This is a genomic window from Calothrix sp. NIES-2100, assembly GCF_963875285.1.
Taxonomy (GTDB): Bacteria; Cyanobacteriota; Cyanobacteriia; order Cyanobacteriales; family Nostocaceae; genus Aulosira.
The window spans coordinates 6,517,547-6,535,227 of the sequence record NZ_CAWNLA010000001.1; the positions used below are offsets into that span (position 1 = coordinate 6,517,547).

General features: G+C 41.4%; 17 protein-coding genes. 8 read left to right on the forward strand and 9 right to left on the reverse strand.

Translation table 11 applies throughout. The features are described from left to right. Positions 1–13 precede the first annotated feature (13 nt). The 5 genes from AACU32_RS26400 to AACU32_RS26420 all read right to left on the reverse strand — a co-directional run bounded on the left by AACU32_RS26400 (position 14) and on the right by AACU32_RS26420 (position 6,210). The gene (locus tag AACU32_RS26400; protein ID WP_096604134.1) at positions 14–1,996 is read right to left on the reverse strand and encodes a tetratricopeptide repeat protein; all 1,983 of its coding nucleotides are present in this window, start codon (positions 1,994–1,996) and stop codon (positions 14–16) included. Positions 1,997–2,246: 250 nt separating this feature from the next. Continuing rightward, positions 2,247–3,578: an AAA family ATPase gene (locus AACU32_RS26405; protein ID WP_096604135.1), complete on the reverse strand. Its 1,332-nt coding sequence runs from the start codon at positions 3,576–3,578 to the stop codon at positions 2,247–2,249. Between the two features lie 108 nt (positions 3,579–3,686). Then, positions 3,687–4,049 carry a hypothetical protein gene (locus AACU32_RS26410; protein WP_096604136.1) on the reverse strand — a complete coding sequence of 121 codons (363 nt, stop codon included), beginning with the start codon at positions 4,047–4,049 and terminating at the stop codon, positions 3,687–3,689. 429 nt (positions 4,050–4,478) lie between these two features. After that, positions 4,479–5,156 (reverse strand): Coq4 family protein, encoded by a 678-nt coding sequence (locus AACU32_RS26415; protein WP_096604137.1) that lies wholly within the window; start codon positions 5,154–5,156, stop codon positions 4,479–4,481. A gap of 589 nt (positions 5,157–5,745) precedes the next feature. Next, complete coding sequence (locus AACU32_RS26420; protein ID WP_096604138.1) at positions 5,746–6,210, reverse strand: CYTH domain-containing protein; 465 nt, start codon at positions 6,208–6,210, stop codon at positions 5,746–5,748. A 186-nt stretch (positions 6,211–6,396) separates the two neighbouring features. Here AACU32_RS26420 and AACU32_RS26425 point away from each other — a divergent pair, with 186 nt between their 5' ends. The 3 genes from AACU32_RS26425 to AACU32_RS26435 all read left to right on the forward strand — a co-directional run bounded on the left by AACU32_RS26425 (position 6,397) and on the right by AACU32_RS26435 (position 8,994). Beyond that, positions 6,397–7,059 (forward strand): bifunctional 4-hydroxy-2-oxoglutarate aldolase/2-dehydro-3-deoxy-phosphogluconate aldolase, encoded by a 663-nt coding sequence (locus tag AACU32_RS26425; protein ID WP_096608185.1) that lies wholly within the window; start codon positions 6,397–6,399, stop codon positions 7,057–7,059. A gap of 23 nt (positions 7,060–7,082) precedes the next feature. Then, complete coding sequence (locus tag AACU32_RS26430; RefSeq protein WP_096604139.1) at positions 7,083–7,595, forward strand: L,D-transpeptidase; 513 nt, start codon at positions 7,083–7,085, stop codon at positions 7,593–7,595. 184 nt (positions 7,596–7,779) lie between these two features. Beyond that, a complete protein-coding gene (locus AACU32_RS26435) occupies positions 7,780–8,994 on the forward strand; it encodes an amidohydrolase family protein (protein WP_339378290.1) in 1,215 nt (404 codons plus the stop codon). A gap of 213 nt (positions 8,995–9,207) precedes the next feature. Here the strand turns inward: AACU32_RS26435 and AACU32_RS26440 are convergent, their stop codons facing one another. Then, on the reverse strand, positions 9,208–9,669 hold the full coding sequence (locus AACU32_RS26440) for a hypothetical protein (RefSeq protein WP_096604141.1): 462 nt from the start codon (positions 9,667–9,669) through the stop codon (positions 9,208–9,210). Positions 9,670–10,140: 471 nt separating this feature from the next. After that, positions 10,141–10,995 carry a DUF72 domain-containing protein gene (locus AACU32_RS26445; protein WP_096608186.1) on the reverse strand — a complete coding sequence of 285 codons (855 nt, stop codon included), beginning with the start codon at positions 10,993–10,995 and terminating at the stop codon, positions 10,141–10,143. Positions 10,996–11,204: 209 nt separating this feature from the next. Here AACU32_RS26445 and AACU32_RS26450 point away from each other — a divergent pair, with 209 nt between their 5' ends. The 5 genes from AACU32_RS26450 to AACU32_RS26470 all read left to right on the forward strand — a co-directional run bounded on the left by AACU32_RS26450 (position 11,205) and on the right by AACU32_RS26470 (position 15,041). Further along, positions 11,205–11,510: a PadR family transcriptional regulator gene (locus AACU32_RS26450; RefSeq protein WP_096604142.1), complete on the forward strand. Its 306-nt coding sequence runs from the start codon at positions 11,205–11,207 to the stop codon at positions 11,508–11,510. 499 nt (positions 11,511–12,009) lie between these two features. After that, the gene (locus tag AACU32_RS26455; protein ID WP_096604143.1) at positions 12,010–12,603 is read left to right on the forward strand and encodes a hypothetical protein; all 594 of its coding nucleotides are present in this window, start codon (positions 12,010–12,012) and stop codon (positions 12,601–12,603) included. Positions 12,604–12,898: 295 nt separating this feature from the next. Beyond that, on the forward strand, positions 12,899–14,125 hold the full coding sequence (locus AACU32_RS26460) for a chromate transporter (RefSeq protein WP_096604144.1): 1,227 nt from the start codon (positions 12,899–12,901) through the stop codon (positions 14,123–14,125). 109 nt (positions 14,126–14,234) lie between these two features. Then, complete coding sequence (locus AACU32_RS26465; RefSeq protein ID WP_339378291.1) at positions 14,235–14,369, forward strand: hypothetical protein; 135 nt, start codon at positions 14,235–14,237, stop codon at positions 14,367–14,369. Positions 14,370–14,645: 276 nt separating this feature from the next. Beyond that, entirely contained in the window at positions 14,646–15,041 is a 396-nt protein-coding gene (locus tag AACU32_RS26470) for a hypothetical protein (RefSeq protein ID WP_096604145.1), read from the forward strand. An 85-nt stretch (positions 15,042–15,126) separates the two neighbouring features. On the opposite strand, the gene AACU32_RS26475 is transcribed toward AACU32_RS26470, so the two are convergent. Then, positions 15,127–15,549 (reverse strand): hypothetical protein, encoded by a 423-nt coding sequence (locus AACU32_RS26475; RefSeq protein ID WP_096604146.1) that lies wholly within the window; start codon positions 15,547–15,549, stop codon positions 15,127–15,129. A gap of 359 nt (positions 15,550–15,908) precedes the next feature. Beyond that, the gene (locus AACU32_RS26480; protein ID WP_096604147.1) at positions 15,909–17,531 is read right to left on the reverse strand and encodes a CTP synthase; all 1,623 of its coding nucleotides are present in this window, start codon (positions 17,529–17,531) and stop codon (positions 15,909–15,911) included. Positions 17,532–17,681: the final 150 nt, after the last annotated feature.

The following is a 17,681-nucleotide window of genomic DNA, read 5'->3' on the forward strand; positions in this document are numbered from 1 at the left end:
TATTGCTCATTAGCTATCCTTGAATCAATGCTTGAAAGCGCTCATCATCTCGAATACTATCAAAATCAGAGTTAGTTTTTGCCCATTCACGACATTCTTCTGGATTAAACTTAATTGCTTTTTTCAGGTTTTCAACTGCTTGCTCAATGTCACCTTTGACAGCATAATAGCGGGCTTTATTGTACAAAGCTAGGTGGTCATCAGGTTGAATTTCGAGTACTTTGTCGTAGGATGCAATTGCTTGTTCATTGTGTCCTAAATTCTCTAGCGCAATCCCCCGGTTTCCCCAAGCTTCGTAGTAATCAGGCTTCAATGCTAGTGCTTTGTCATAGGATTTAATTGCTTCTTCATCATGTCCTAAATTCCCCAGCGCATTTCCTCGGTTTCCCCAAGCTTCATAGTAATCAGGTTTCAATTCTAATGCTTTGTCATAGGATTTAATTGCTTCTTCATCACGTCCTAAATTCCCCAGCGCATTTCCTCGGTTGTGCCAAGTTTCGTGGTCATCAGGTTTCAATTCCAGTACGTTGTCGTAGGATTTAATTGCTTCTTCATCACGTCCTAAATACAGGAACGCATCCCCCTGCAAGCTCCAAGTTCCGTGGTTATCTGGTTTCAATGCCAGCGATTTGCGATACGATGCGAGTGCTTCCTCATCACGCCCTAATTTATTTAGCGCATACCCTCGTAAGCTCCAAGCTAGGTGGAAATCTGGTTGCAATTCTAGTGCTTTATCGTAGGATGCAAGCGCTTCCTCATCGCGTCCTAATTCATTTAACGTATAGCCCCGTAAGCTCCAAACAGGGTAGAAATCTGGTTTCAATTCCAGTGCTTTATCGTAGGATGCGATTGCTTCTTCATAGCGTCCTAAATTCCCTAACGCACTCCCCCGTAAGTACCAAGCTCGGTGGTAATCAGGTTTAATTTGCAATGCTTTGTCAAAAGATGCGATCGCTTCTTCATAGCGTCTTAATTCATCCAATGTATTCCCCCGACTGTTCCAAGTTTCATAGTCATCAGGCTTAAATTCCAAAGCTTTGTCAAAGGAAGCAATCGCTTCTTCATTGCGTTCTAATTTATGTAGCGCACTGCCCCGTAAGTACCAAGCGTAGTATTTATTAGGATTAATTTTCAGTCCTTTGTCAAAGGAAGCGATCGCTTCTTCATTGCGTCCTAAATTCCCTAACGCAATCCCCCGGAGGTTCCAAGCTAGGTGGTCATCAGGTTTAATCTCTAAAGCTTTGTCCAATGATGCGATCGCTTCTTTATAATTCTGTTCAGCAGATTGCAATTTTCCCAAGTTAATCAGTAAATCACATTGACGATCGGGTGATTGATGATCTGCTGCTATTAATTCTTGAATTGCTAATATTGCTTGAGTTCTTTCTTCTGGGGTGAGGTTGAGATATTTTTCATAATCACCATCCTGAATAATGCGTGATGACTCTTGTTCTAAAGTTTCTGAATCTATAGGAAATTCAAACAAACCTGAACGCCAATCAAAAAAATCAGGCGCACGTTGAATAAAATATTTAATTGCAAATATCGGTAGCAAGAATACAAAACAGATATTAAAGTTATCTCTAAACCGTTCTCGCTGTTGGTTAAGGTTAATTAAAACAGGCGGTACACCCTTCCAACTGTATGAATAAATATCTCGGCTATTCCAACCTGCAAGGCTTTTGCATTCTTCATATTCATAAAATGAATGCTCTAATCCTGTAATAAATAAAATTTTTATCTCTTTTTTATTATCTAAATTATCAATTATTTCATATAAATTATTCACAGCTTGCTCAAGCCGTAGAACTGCAATATTTTTATTGGGAATATCTTCTTTAACTTTGGTAATTAACTGCTCACCCTCAGCCGGAGAGCAACGGACAAATAATAAGCCAAAGCCTTCTGTAAAATTCAGCGTGCGGACTAAGGCTTGATATTCTTCATCTCCTTGTGATGGTAAATCCTGATCCCAATCCGTCAGTTCTAGCGCCATAATCTTAACTTTGTCATGCCTGATATTAACCGTTAATCAATACCTTATTCCAATTCTATGTGAAGTTGCGTTATATCGCCCTCACCCTATAAGGGTGGGGCTAAATCAACAAAGCCCACCTTTGTGGGCTAATTAAGCGCATCTTCATCCATAAACTGTATTATGCATCTTTAATATTGAATTGAAATTACAGCCCACGGAGGTGGGCTTTGTTTGTATAGCGACACCCTTCTAGGGTGTTGCGTTTTATCTACGCCGGATACAATCGATTAAAGGTATCTTGAAATTCTTTAATTCCTTTGATGAGAGGATGAATATCATACCAAACTTGACTTTCTCCTTCTCCATTTAAATAACGATATTCTAAAATACAGCGATTAAATAATAAACCTCGATACAATGCATCATTTTCTATTTCCTTAGAATGATACACAGTTGCCAGTGCTTCCCATTCATTCGCAAAAACTGTATTTCGATAAGTATTTCGTAACTCGCTAAATGAGCGCTGTAAAGCTCTGGTAGGAATTGGTAAGCTATTAGTGTATTTAATCGCCTCCTTCATTAATAATAATAAATTTCTCACATGACCTCCACTCATGAGGCATAATCTTTCTAAAGCTTCTCGCTGCTCAAACATATCGACAATAGATAAACTTGAGTCGATTAAACTCAGACGCTTTTGCAGGATTTCTGTAACTTTATTAATTCCCCTTTGGTATGGTTGATTTTCCGGTGTTTGTACCATAATCATTGGCAAAACCTGAGTATTACCATAAATATTGGCTAGGTCGGCGGCGCGATTAGAATACAGCAAAGAAATGGGTATTGTGTACAGCAAATGACAATCTAAAGCTTGAAGTTGTTCGCTACGATCAAGAAAAATTTGGTCGTGATTACTGCGTCCATCTTCTTGAGGTATCGGTACAATCCGGTCTAGGTTATCAGCAATTAATACAAGTTGAGAATATCCTGAAGGTAAATTCTTTTTAGCATCTTGAATAAACTCATTTAATGCTGCAATCAAAGTAATTGTATGGGGATTAACTCGCTCGCGGATTTTTTGACGTTGAGTGGGTTCTGTGCGTAAGTTTGCTGTTAATTTGGCGAATTGGGCAATTTGACCTTCTATACTTAAGCTTTGTAAGGAGACTTCTGTTAATGCTAAATCTTTTAAATCTTGCCAACGTTCGCTTAACCAGTTTAATAAACTAGCTGGGGAAGTGGTATCTTTTAATGATTCTAGTAAGTGGCGAGTACAAGCTAACAGAATATCAGTATATTGGGCATCTTCTGGATCGATATCTTGTTCATCGGCGGGAAAATAAACTACAAAGCAACCTTGCTCATCTAAATGTTGCTGTAACCGCAGTAATTCAGTTGACTTTCCAGCACCGCGATGACCTGCATATAATTGAGAGGTCATTCGGTTTGAATATAAAATCTCTCTACCTACTTCTACTAATATGTCCCCATCTCCCCGCACTTCTGTACAATCAACATAAGCGGGATCTCCGGCGGGTAAGGGGCGAAATGGGTCAAAAGCATTGTATATCCGCTTTAAAAGGGCAAAATCCGCAACCATAAATCTGAGTTTCTGATTTTAGCGCCATATTATCGCAAACTCACGGCGATAGGTAGAAAATTAAATTGTCGGGTGTGTTATTGCTGAAAGTAGGGTATTTTTGAGATTTTACGGTGTCGTACCCTCAGTAGTAACAGACCCTACTTCAAGAATGAAGCTCAAAGGTTCATTAATGGAGAAAATAACCTCATTAAAGAGACTCAAAGCTTCATTAACGGAGATAATAGCCTCGTTAAAGAGGCTCAAAGCTTCATTAACGGAGATAATAACCTCATTAATGAGGCTCAAAGCTTCATTAACGGAGATAATAGCCTCGTTAAAGAGGCTCAAAGCTTCATTAACGGAGATAATAACCTCATTAATGAGGCTCAAAGCTTCATTAACGGAGATAATAACCTCATTCGTGATTTTGTGATATTCGTTGGCGGTGCATAATTGCGGGATGATTTGGAAATTTGCATCAAAAATCATCACCGGATTACCGCGTTCAGGTGTGTCAATTTAAGGTGAAACTCTTATAAAAACGTGATTTTGGATTCACTCACTGACGATGAAGCTCCGCGTCACCCCACCCCGCCAAAGCTGCGCTTTGTCTCCCTGCCCCTAATCCCCAAAGGGGGCCCCGAGTTCCCCGCAAGCGAGGAGGGGTTGGGAGGTGGGGTGAAATGACTGTGGGGGAAGCATTTGAACTTAAATTAACACCTATGCAGCGCCTTCTCGGGAATTCCAAGTACAAAATATGCCATTGTTGAAGATCCGCGTTACCCCACCCCGCCAAAGCTGTGCTTTTTCTCCCCTCCTCGCTTGCGGGGAGGGGCTGGGGGTGGGGTAAAATGGCTGTGGGTTAAGCTTTTGAACTTAAATTAACACCCGTGCAGCGCGTACTAGGTTATTTGGATGTCAAACTGCGCTGGAATGTTGATTAACTGACACAATTCCCAACTCACTACGCCATTGATCTAGGGGTTTTTCCCAATGTTCTTCCCACTTTTGCGCCATGAAAGGTTTGGCTACAAGTCCCATCTCCCAACCCAGAAAAATGTGCTGCATTGCGGTTGTGAGTTCATTTGCTTGACTTAAGCTACTAATTATACCTGCGGTCATAATGGCGATCGCAATTGGCGATCGCATCTGTGCTAGCTGAAAGGCTTGTAAACCGAGTTCGCCGGCTGGATGAGTGCCAAACCCAGTGACTATATGATGAATGTCATGGGTCTGGCTACGGCGTAAACTTACATAGCTAATATCATCTTGGATTTGTCGTTGGCGATAAAATACTGGATCAAGATGATTAGCTTTGAGATGAGCTGCAAAGATATAACCCAGAGAATCTGTGGGGTAAGTGAGAAGTTTTTCTAGGTCTGGTAGAGGTGCTAAATAACGTTCTTGAATAATTTCTGCAACTTCTGGTTGTGATTTGAGAAACTCCACAGAAACTTGGCTGAGTTCTGTTTTAGCCAGAATTGCGTCTAAATCGTAAATTGCTTCAAAGATTGCTGAACCTTGTGTGAGTGAGCAAAAGCTATTGAGAGCCTTAATTTGTTCTGTTAAGGGAATTTCTAATTGAGTCGGTAACATGATGCAAACCTCTTGTAATCAGTAAACACAATCAAGACATTCATGGCTGATGTTTTATTCGCGCCATCCCTACTTGCTGCTGTGAAAGAATCTACGAAGACTTTTGAGAATTGATTTCTCAATCAAAAATTCAACTAGTTGCTGCGCCGAATCGAGTCCTGATCTGTTAATACACCATCTCTGACGACAATTCCCGGCTGACAATCCCAAATTTCTGTGAAAACATATCGATTCTTGCAATTGCGCCGCCTAATGCACATTTGGGATTCAGTCCTAGTAATCCATTGTGTCCGTAGGGCGGGGTCTCTCCCATTGGTGTCAACTTAAGTCAAAACGCTTATTCCACGGGCATTTTACCCCACCCCTCAATCCCCTCCCCTTGCCAAGGGGAACTCGGGGCCCCCTCTGGGGATTAGGGGCAGGGAGGTTTTGCGTCAGCAAAGCCGGGGTGGGGTGACGCGTTGAGTGATGGTAAGCGAGTGAGTTCAAAATCACGTCTTGGCAAGAGTTTCACGTTAAGTTGACACGTATGGGTCTCTCCCCGCCCTTTGCAACCATCAATGAAACACAATCATTGATGGAATCGCTATTACCATTGTGTAAAAGGATGTTTGACTAAATTGCTGTTGAAATACTTGGGGTTATCTGAAACTTCCGCACCAATCCAGATTGGTAGTTCAATCAGTTGCTTTTCATCACTCAATTCAACTTCTGCGATTATCAGTCCTTTATTGACACCATCAAACTCATCGATTTCCCAAATCAAATTACCGTATTCTATTCTGTAGCGCATTTTTTCGATTAAAGGGCGATCGCATAAAGTATCGAGCATTTCTTGAGCATCTTCCACAGGGATAGGGTACTCAAACTCTGATCTGGTATATTGGACAGTCCCCCCCTTAATGGTTAAGTAACCTTGGTCTTTGACGATCCGCACACGTACTGTAGCTTGTTTTGCAGTAGAAATATATCCCTGAACATATCGGCTACCTTGGGCTAGCTTTCTCCAGCTATCGCCGTTGACTAAAAATTTCCGCTCTATTTCTGCTGCCATTGTAATTTAGGTTGAATGTAAGATATATAAACCTAATCTAAGTTGAGAACTGGAATTGTCCAAAAGGGAACAGGGAATAGGGAACAGAGAATAAGAATTTTCCTGTGTAATCGCAGTCATTGAAAACACGCCAATGCCCAATCCCCAATGCCCTATGCCCAATCCCCAATGCCCTATGATCTCAGAATGTCTAATCTAGTTTGGTTATCACAATTGCAACAACACCGGGCGATCGCAGTTATCCGGGCGTCAAAGTTAGAATTGGCAAAGCAAATGGCTTTGACTGTCGCAGCAGCGGGAATGCAGTTAATTGAGATTACTTGGAATAGCGATCGCGCTGGGGAATTAATTAGCCAACTCCGCCAGGAATTACCCCATTGTACAATTGGGACTGGGACGCTATTTAACGTCTCACAATTAGAAGATGCGATCGCCTCTGGGGCGCAATTTCTCTTTACACCCCATGTTGATTTAGCCATGATCAAAGCCGCAGTAGCCCAAGATGTACCGATTATTCCCGGCGCGCTGTCACCTACAGAAATTGTTACCGCTTGGAATTATGGCGCTAGCTGTGTCAAAGTATTTCCTGTAGAAGCAATGGGAGGAGCTAATTATATTAAAAGCCTCCAAGGGCCATTGGGCAAAATTCCTTTAATACCCACAGGGGGGGTAAATTTAGAAAATGCCAAAGAATTTTTACAAGCAGGTGCGATCGCTGTCGGTTTAAGTAGTCAATTATTCCCCAAGCATTTAGTCACCGAGGGAAATTGGCTGGCGATTGCCGAACAGGTGCAAAAATTGATACAACAGATAGGATACTTTAGGGTAAAAACAGAAAATTTTCCCTAAACTTCCTATTAAGTGTATTTACGATGAAAAGCTTGATTAATCATCACTGGATGCGCCGCCTAGCTATACTGCTTGCGGGTGTAACACTCTCGGTGAGTGTAGTAAATTCGGGAGTGTCTGAAGTTTCAGCAAAAGCAAAAGATGATACAACTGTCAAAAGCATCGAGACACTAAAACAATCTCAGAAACGTTGGATTCAAATAAATCTTGCTAAACAACGGCTAATTGCTTGGGAAGGTAAAACACCTGTTTATGCGATTACTATTTCCACAGGTAAAAAATCTACCCCCACGCGCATTGGTACTTTTAAAATTCAAACCAAATTTAAATCTACCAGAATGCGTGGTAGAGACTACGATGTTCCAGATGTCCCCTATGCGATGTTTTACCAAGGTAGCTACGGAATTCACGGAGCTTATTGGCATCGCAGGTTTGGTACTCCCGTCAGTCACGGTTGTGTGAATGTTGCCCCAAATCATGCTAAGTGGTTATTTAATTGGGCATCAGTAGGAACAGCAGTATTTATTCATAAGTAATGGGCTAGAGTCAATAGTCAACAGTCAATAGTCAACAGTCAACAGTCAACAGTCAACAGTCAATAGTTAACAGTCAATAGTCAATAGTCAACAGTCAACAGTCAATAGTCAACAGTCAACAGTCAATAGTCAATAGTCAACAGTCAACAGTCAACAGTCTGTAGGGGCGGGTTTATTTAGATCATTGTTGCTCGGTGAGGATATCTGTGAACCCGCCCGTACAACAGTCAACAGTCAACAGTCAACCGTCAACCGTCAACCGTCAACCGTCAACCGTCGAATTAATATGAATCTGGCTGACATTCCCTTAATTGACCAACACGCCCACAATATACTACGACCGGAAGTAGCGGCGCGTTATCCTTTTGCTGGGGCTTTTACAGAAGGATATGACGAGGAGATAGTTAACAATCATGCACGTAATACCTTCTTTTATCGGCGTAGTCTCCGGGAAATCGCGGCTTTATTGGAATGTGAAGCGCAGGAAAGTGCGATCGCGGCGCGGCGAGAAAGTTTAGGATTAGAAAATCTCACACAGCTTTATTTTCGGGCGGCAAATCTAGAAGCAATTTATCTAGATGACGGATTAGAGCCTGAGAGTATCTTACCGCTCTCATGGCATGAAAAATTGATTCCTGTCCGCAGAATTCTCCGCTTGGAGGTGGTAGCAGAACAACTAATTCCCCAAACAGAAGATTTTGCATCTTTCCTCACTAGATTTCAAAGCGAAATTGATCCACCACCACCAAGAGTTGTTGGCTTCAAGAGTATTGTTTGTTACCGTACTGGGTTGGATGTGCAACCTGTAACTTTTGAAGTAGCAGCATCTCGCTTTTACGAAATTAAACGACAGCTTACTAATCAACCACTACGTCTAGTTGATAAACCTCTGATTGATTTTTTACTACAACAAGCTTTATTAATTGCGGCTAAATATCGGCTACCAGTGCAATTACATACTGGCTTTGGCGATCGGGATTTAGATTTACGATTAGCCAATCCTCTCAATTTGCGATCGCTTTTAGAATTACCCCAGTACCGTCAAGCACCCTTGGTATTACTACATGCTGCCTATCCTTATATGCGAGAAGCGGGATATTTAGCTTCTGTCTATCCCCAAGTCTATTTAGATTTTGGTTTGGCAGTACCATCTTTAAGTGTATCAGGGATGCGAGAGGCAATCAGGCAATTGCTGGAGTTAACTCCTACTAGTAAACTCATGTATTCTTCTGATGCTCATACAATTCCTGAGTTGTATTATTTAGCCGCTAAATGGGGGCGTCAGTTATTGGGAGAAGTGCTAGACCAAGCAATTCAAGATTCTGATTTAACTGGGGATGAAGCTTTGGCGATCGCTACTGCAATTTTACGCAAAAATGCTTTATCTCTGTATAGATAATTAAATACCCGACTTCTTGGAGAAGTCGGGTATCTGAGTCAAGTAATACCAATTTAATGTGAAGTTGCGCATATCCCGATCCCCCTAAATCCCCCTTTTTAAGGGGGACTTTGATAGATGTTTTCCAGTTCCCCCCTTTTTAAGGGGGGCTAGGGGGGATCGAATTCTATGCAGCTTCATAAAGAATTGGTATAACTGCTAAAAACACTAGATTTAAGTTACTCGTGGTTTGATATATTGCCGATCGAGTCCTTTATATTGCCCATCCAGACCTTGTTTTATCCAATTCAAACATTCAAATTCTGATTTGAATAATTTTGGTGCGGCAATATTATTCAATAACTCCGGTGGGTAGTGGTCATAAAAATATTTACCCTCCTGTTGACAGACGATTACTAAATTGTTGCGGTAAATATAGCGTGATTTAAAACTATCTCCACTGTTGATAAAATCGGACTTTTGGTCAATATGCTCTTTGGCAATATCAATGATATTACCGATACTACTGCCATAGATTTTCGCTGGATTTTCTGCTTTGTGAAATTGGCTTTTACTTCCAATTTCTGCCAATAATTTATATGAATAAATTTCGTAATTATCGGCTTTACCAAAAACAAATGGAATGATGAGATATCCTTTATATGACACTGAGTTTTCATAAAGAAGACGACTCATCTCAACCTCCTTTGGTGTAATGCTCCCTGAGTTTTAGCCCCAATTCTTTCTATGCTAACAGATTATCTATTTCTGTTAGTTATTATTTAATTATATATATTTAGATTGTCTTTTGGACAAGAGGGTTATCCCCCCTTATTTTGAAGATAATAGAAAGAAAAGAGGACTAACAGCAACCTGTGCAATTATCATTATCGCTCTTGAGGAAATTAGTAAGTATTAGATATATTGCAAAAGTCAAAAAATCTTGATTTTCTTGGTTAAGATTAATTCTTAATTGCGAAATTCGCACATAATACTAGATTTCTAGATTTGAATCTGTTGCCGAATTGTAGAGCATTGGTATAAAATCTCATCACAATTTCTCGATTAGCAAGAGTAATTACTAATTTATGCTGCTAATCTTGATATATTTCATACTTGAAGCTGAAAGATTTTTAGTTTTGAACAAAACATCAAAAATCTGGACGCTCACCATAAACTCAGCTGGTTGGGTGGAAGAGAGAGGTGATTCCAAGGTAGAGGTGGAACTGCGACACCATTCTGTTCTAGCAAATTTTGAAAGTGACGCGCCGTATTGGGCGATCGCTCTTCCATAGGACAATGAACAAAGAAATAAATCCGCACTCCCGCCTGTAACCATTGCTGAATCTGCGTCACCCACTCTTCCATAAAAGGTTGATTCACAGATAAATTCGGATGAGAAATAAACCGAATTAGGCTAAAAGGCGCTGTGACGCTAAATTGTACTGGTAATTTGGGTTTGCGTCTTTCTGATTGTAGCTGCGGGTCATCATCTCCCGTATAGATAGGGCGTGAATCTAACAAAACTCTGCCCACATTTAACTTTTCTAACAGCGTTGTCAAATTACTCGCATGGGGTTCTATAAACCAATCTTGATGGCGAACTTCTAAGGCTAGGGGTGCTACCTTGTGCGGCCAAGCTTCTAGAAAACTAGCCAAATCTGCCATTAATGTAGGTGCGTAACTTGGTGGTAATTGGGCAAATATCGGCCCAAGACGCTCACCTAAAGCTTGCATTCCCTCCAAAAATTTTAAAGCCGCCGGAATCTGGGGTTGCAACAAACCCTCATGGGTAATACTTCGCGGTAATTTCAAACAAAATTCAAAACCTGGGGGTGTTTCTGTTCTCCAACGAGTGACAGTTTCCTGATTTGGGATAGCGTAGAAAGTGGTATTACCCTCAACAGTTGTAAACCGCCGACTGTAAAGGGAAAGAAACTCAGCTGTACGAGTACCTTGGGGGTAAAGTTCGCCCACCCATCCTTTATACGCCCAAACTGCACACCCAATAAAAAAGTTCACAAGCTTTACGCCCAAAAGCTTTGATGTTCCATACTCAATTGTACAAGTTTTGGGCATTGGGCATTGGGCATTGGGCATTGGGCATTGGGAAGAAAACTCCCCACACTCCCTCATCCTCCTCATCCCCCTCATCCCCCTCATCTCCCTCATCCCCGGCTCAATATAGGCGAAAATGAAATCTTGACTTATTGTTGCAAAAGCCTTGCCTGATGGATGGTCGAGAGTTCTATTCCAGTTTGATTCGGCTGCATATTCTGCATCATGCAGTTGAGGAGCCAATTTTTGGTCTAGGTATTATTGAAGAATTGGCACGTCACGGCTACAAACTCAGTGCTGGAACACTCTACCCGATGCTACACGATATGGAGCGCAAGGGATACCTGTACTCTGTTGAAGAGCGCGTGGGACGACAAAGCCGAAGAATTTACCGAGCTACTGATTTAGGAAAAATTACTCTAGAGAATGCCAAAGAAAAGGTACGAGAATTATTTGGGGAATTGTTCGAGGAGTCGTAAAATTATCTCCTCACCGAAACAGTGAAGATTAAAATCTGCTTTTCCAGCATTGCTGGCTATGTTAGCGAAGAAAGGCTACAGGGCAAGAGGGAAGATTTAAGTATTAAATAAAATTAAGTCTTTTGTACTTTTGCATAAGAGTTAAAGCCTTTTAATTTATCAAAAAGCAAGTCCATAGCAACTTTATTAAATATCCTGAATTTATTCATGAGGATTTCCTCCTGCTGCATGTATCAATACTTCTGCCTTCTTAAAAAAGCCTTTTTATAGGAGCTAATCAGCGCGATCGCACTGCCCAAAAATTCCCGTAACACCTCTGCCTTATACTCTTCCATTAGATAGAAGCGGAATCCTCTTCTAATTATTTAAAGTAAACCTATTAAGGTAAAGCTAATTTTTTTCTGCGCCGGGAATGTCTCGGCGTTAGATTTTCATAAATCTCAAATAGTAGAAACTTTAAGTCCTAAATAAACTCATTATTAAGCATATTCGTAGTCAAATGTATAGTCACAAATACAGTTTAAGCACCATACCAAGCAAATGGCTGAGTAAAGCAACGCTTTTAACACTCTTTGTCACCGGGATTACTGCTTGTGTTCCCGATCCAAAGCAACCTGATGTTGTTGTTGTTCCTACGCCACAAGCAACGGTAACCGTCACCGCTACACCACAGGTAACAGCTACCGTTGTTGTTACTCCTACACCACAAGTAACAACTATTGTTCAGACTGAACCAATCACGGATGTATTAGTAATTACCAACGCTAATAAACAGACACTTGTAAATAGACCAGTACAGTTTACAAATGTGAATGTTCAAAGTGTAGTAGGCGATCGCGCTTTTTGGATTGGTTCAAGTAATACTCAACGAGTATTTGTAGTTTTGGCTCCCAAACTAGATGCGGGAACTGCTGAAAATAAGGTTGTTGTCAAACAAGGACAAACCCTAGATTTAGCAGGTGTACTCAAAGCAGTACCCAGTGTCAAACAAGCACAGCAGCAGTGGAAGGGTTTAACTGCTACTGAAGCTCAAGGGCTAAGCAACCAAGTAATTTACCTAGAAGCAAATCAAATTAAGTTTAAGTCTACCTGATATGTAGATCAAAAAAATATTTAACGTTTAACGTGAGCCTCGAAGGGAAGCACACATCATGTGCGTGCAGATTCACCACAGACTTGTACCCTTGTTCGACAAGCTGTTTTAGTGTCTGGGCGGAAAACTCATCGCTCACTTTCTTGATCTCACTCATGCATACTCCATAAACTCGATTGAATTACCGTATTATTAGCTCTGACATGGTAACATAGACTAGCTTCTCAATATATAGATTTTCGTTATCGAAAACCGATATATTAATTTTGTCGATCAAATCATCAGGAAAAGTATAGTGACACCGGAAGCTGAGGGTATCCAAAAAGAGCCGGAAGCAGTTTCCTATAACGCGCTGACTCCCAGAGAAAAAAAGCAGCGATTAACGGAATTAGCAATCGTGTTTTTGCGACTGGGGGCGATCGCTTTTGGTGGCCCTGCTGCCCACATCGCCATGATGGATAATGAGGTGGTGAATCGCCGTCAATGGATGAGTCGGGAGAAACTGTTAGATTTGCTGGGGATGACAAATTTGATTCCTGGGCCGAACTCAACGGAATTAGCGATTCACATTGGTTATGAGCGAGGTGGATGGCGTGGCTTACTAATTGCGGGTAGCTGCTTTATTATGCCTGCTATGCTCATAGTTTGGACATTAGCAGCAATTTATACCCGTTATCAGGCGGTTCCCCAGGTGGAATGGCTGCTTTATGGTATCAAGCCTGTGATTATTGCCATCGTGCTGCAAGCATTGTGGAATCTAGGTAAGAAAGCAGCCAAAGATGTGCCAACGAGGATTGCAGCAGTAATGGCGATCGCCTCCTACTTTGCGGGATTGAATGAAATTTTGCTACTGATTCTTCTAGGTATTGCCGTGATGGTAGTGAAGAATTGGCAAACTAGAGGAAACACAACTGGTGCATTGCTGTTACCTGTTTCCAGTATTTTGGCACAAGTTGGTACTACAGCCGCCACAGTCACTTCAATTAGTTGGGTGAGTGTCTTTGTCTTCTTTCTGAAAATTGGCTGTGTGCTTTATGGTAGTGGTTATGTATTGCTGGCATTTCTGCAACGAGATTTAGTTGAACGCAACCATTGGCTAACCTCACAACAGTTATTAGATGCGGTAGCCATTGGACAATTTACACCGGGGCCTGTGTTCACTACCGCCACATTTATCGGGTATTTGTTAGCAGGCAATGCTGGGGCGATCGCGGGTACAATCGGGATCTTCTTACCAGCATTTGTATTAGTGTGGGTAGTTAATCCTTGGGTTAGTAAATTGCGTCAATCTCCTTGGGCTAGCGGCTTTCTTGATGGTGTAAATGCAGCTTCTATGGGATTAATGGCAGGAGTTACCTATACCTTGGGACGCGCTGCACTGGTAGATTGGTTAACAATCATTGTGGCAATTTTGAGTGCGATCGCAGTTTTCCGCTTTAAAATCAATTCTGCTTGGTTAGTTTTAGCCGGAGGAGCGATCGGACTTGCCTTACATATATTAGGGTTTGTCAATAGTCAATAGTCAATTGCAAGCTGCAAGATGAAAATGCCCGGTTTATCGAAGTTCAGTTCTTCGGCAATTAAACGAGACTTAGGTTCGTTGTCAGAGATGTGAATTTTCAACTTTGTATATGCTTTTCCAAACTGCGATCGCTTTTGAATATTGCAGAATATGCGATCGCAAAATCAGCTTTCCTAACAAAGGTTTTCCTATTCATAGAAAACATCAAGGGATTTTGAGCCAAAGTCTTGATGTTTCTTACTAATGATCGCCAATTCATAGAGAATATCAAAAGATTTTTGACAAAAGCCGTGACGTTTTTGATTACAGTTTACTTACTCATATAAAATCATAAATCATTTGTGAACAACAATATCCCCGACTTATTAAACGAGCCGGGTATCATTGCTTACGCATAATTACATAATTTTAGACAAAGATATTTTTGTAAAAAAATACGAATATTGGTGATTTACCCTGAACCATAATTAAGCTTCTTTAAGACAAGCTAACACAAGAACATCTTATTAGGAGTACATCTATGGCTCGCCGCAAACGTTCATCTCGCATTCTCCAAAAAGCTCAACTAAGAGCCTATGGACTCAAAGCTATCGATCCAAATTTAGATTTTGGCAATGCTAACAGCTTGCAAAATATAACACAACAAATTGAGCAGTTACGGGCTAAGCTGATGAGTTATAACATGACTCTATCTAAGATTGATGCTTCTAAAAGGGAGATTGAACGAATAGAAAAAAACTTGAGCGAGCTGTGTGAAAGGATGCTGCTAGGAGTTGCGGTAAAATACGGAAAAGACAGTGCAGAATATGAAATGGCTGGTGGTGTACGTAAAAGCGATCGCATCCGTAAAAGCACTGCTAACCGCGTAAAGCCTGACGCAGAGGAACCAACCAACGAAAATCTGCAAAGCGTGTAGTATAGGGCATTGGGCATGGGGCATTGGGCATTGGAAAGAAAACTCCCCACACTCCCCCCTGTCCCCCTGCCTCCTGCCTCACCATTTAAGACAAAGAATACCCTGTCGCTTTCTGGACATATTGCAAAACTTTTTGATAAGACTCTGGATTACTCACAGGATTGATGATGATGGGAATAGTACCATCAGGCAACCAAAAAGTTATCCTGCCGTTAGATTCTTGGCAAAAGGAACTAATGCAATTGAGGTTAATTACGTATTCGTTGTTTTCATATATGATTTTCACCCAATAGCCATCTTCTAGTTCCAAACCTGTCACACGTTCTATGTATTTCAAAATTTTTTGATGGTCTTGTGGATTACTTTGTGGGTTAATCACAATTGGAATAGCAGAATCGGGTAGCCAAAAGGTAACCCTACCGTTTTGTTCATAACAAAAGGCGTTAATACGATCAAAATTGACTACGTATTTTTTCCTCTCGTAAAGGATTTTCACCCAGTACGCCACAAAATCTCCTCAAGTACCCGTGTTGTAACTCTTTAGAAAAATTCACAATTCAAATCGCAAACAGCTACTGTTAATTGTGAATTTTAGATTACTCTAGTCAGCTTACACTAGTACAGCACGATGGGAATAAAGATGCCATACCTTATGGGTTCAGTTTCAGCCAATTCTAGAAATTAGAGTCACACTCATGGGTCTATAGGATGGAGAAAAAGCCAATATCATCAGTCTTGGCAATTTTCAATTCCCTCAAGCAGTGCTAGTAGTTCATCGCCAAATATGAGTTCGTAGTAAGCACTTTAGTGCTACAGAATTCACCGACTTTAGTCCTGACTACGAATTTATTTACAAGCGACCGCACACTAGTGCTGTTGTACCAGAGGCGGAAGGGAATGAGCGATCGCCGCTTGCACGAATCCGTGAAATAATGGGTGGGGATTGCTAGGACGCGATTGAAACTCTGGGTGAAATTGGCAAGCTAAAAAGAATGGGTGCTTTGGTAATTCGACAATTTCCACTAAGCGCCCATCAGGTGAGGTACCGCTAATTACATAACCTGACTCTAATAACAGGCTGCGGTAATTATTGTTAAACTCGTAACGATGGCGATGTCTTTCATAAATCACATCTTCTTGATAGAGTTTAAATGCCAATGTATTGGGGATAACATGACAAGGATAAACTCCCAAGCGCATTGTTCCGCCTAAATCAACGACATGCTGCTGATCTGGCAGGAGGTTAATGACTGGGGCGCTAGTATAAGGGTTAAATTCGGCACTATTGGCATCTTTTATGCCTTCAACGTTCCTCGCCCATTCAATGACGGCACATTGCATTCCCAAGCATAAACCTAAGAAGGGAATTTGGCGATCGCGGGCATATTTAATTGCGGCAATCTTACCATCAACACCTCGAACGCCGAAACCGCCTGGTACAAGTACACCATCAACGCCTTCTAGCTGGTTGTCTGCTGGTTCGTTTTCTAGGTCTTCTGAGTTTATCCACCGCAGGCGCAATCGCCCATAGGTGGAGATAGCAGCGTGTTGCAAGGCTTCAACTACTGAGATATAAGCATCGCCCAAGCGCACGTATTTACCAACAATGGCAATTTCTATCTCATATTTGGGAGTGTGTAAATGTTGTACCAGATTTTGCCACTGTACGAGGTCTGGTTTGCGTTGTTCCATTTGTAGCAAATCTAAGACTTGCCCTGCCATACCTTCCCGTTCCAGCATCAACGGTACTTCATAGATACTCTTAGCATCTTGGGAAGTGATGACGCATTCTTCGGCGACATCACAAAATTCCGATAATTTGCGTTTTAATCCTACAGGTAGCGGGCGATCGCAGCGGCAAACTAAAATATCTGGTTGAATGCCAATGGATCTTAATTCCTTCACCGAATGCTGTGTCGGCTTAGTTTTCATTTCCCCAGCGGAAGCAATCCAAGGTAACAAAGTAACGTGCATGTACAGCACGTTCTGTCGTCCTACTTCCTTGCGAAACTGGCGAATTGCTTCTAAAAACGGCAGGGATTCAATATCTCCTACCGTACCACCAATCTCTGTAATGACCACATCTGGATTTGTATTTTTGGCAACTTTTAAAATGCGGTCTTTAATTTCATTAGTAATGTGGGGTATGACCTGCACAGTACCGCCATTATAATCACCGCGTCGTTCTCTGTTGATCACCGCTTGGTAAATTGAGCCAGTGGTAACGCTATTGAGACGTGACATTGAAGTATCGGTGAAGCGTTCATAATGACCCAAATCCAAATCTGTTTCTGCGCCATCTTGGGTGACAAAAACTTCCCCATGTTGAAAGGGACTCATTGTACCAGGATCGACATTCAGATAAGGGTCGAGTTTAAGAATCGACACAGAATAATTGCGCGACTTGAGCAACCGCCCCAGACTTGCTGCTACAATGCCTTTGCCGATACTGGAAACTACGCCCCCAGTTACAAAAATAAACTTAGTCATACTAATTTGAATTTCCGGCCACTTCTAAAAATACATTCGCTGAAGTATGAAGTATGAAGTATGAAGTCTGAAACTTCAACCTTTATCCTTTAACTTTCATCCTTTCTTGGTCATTGTGCCACAGTAACTCTTGTGAAATCTTCTGTGATC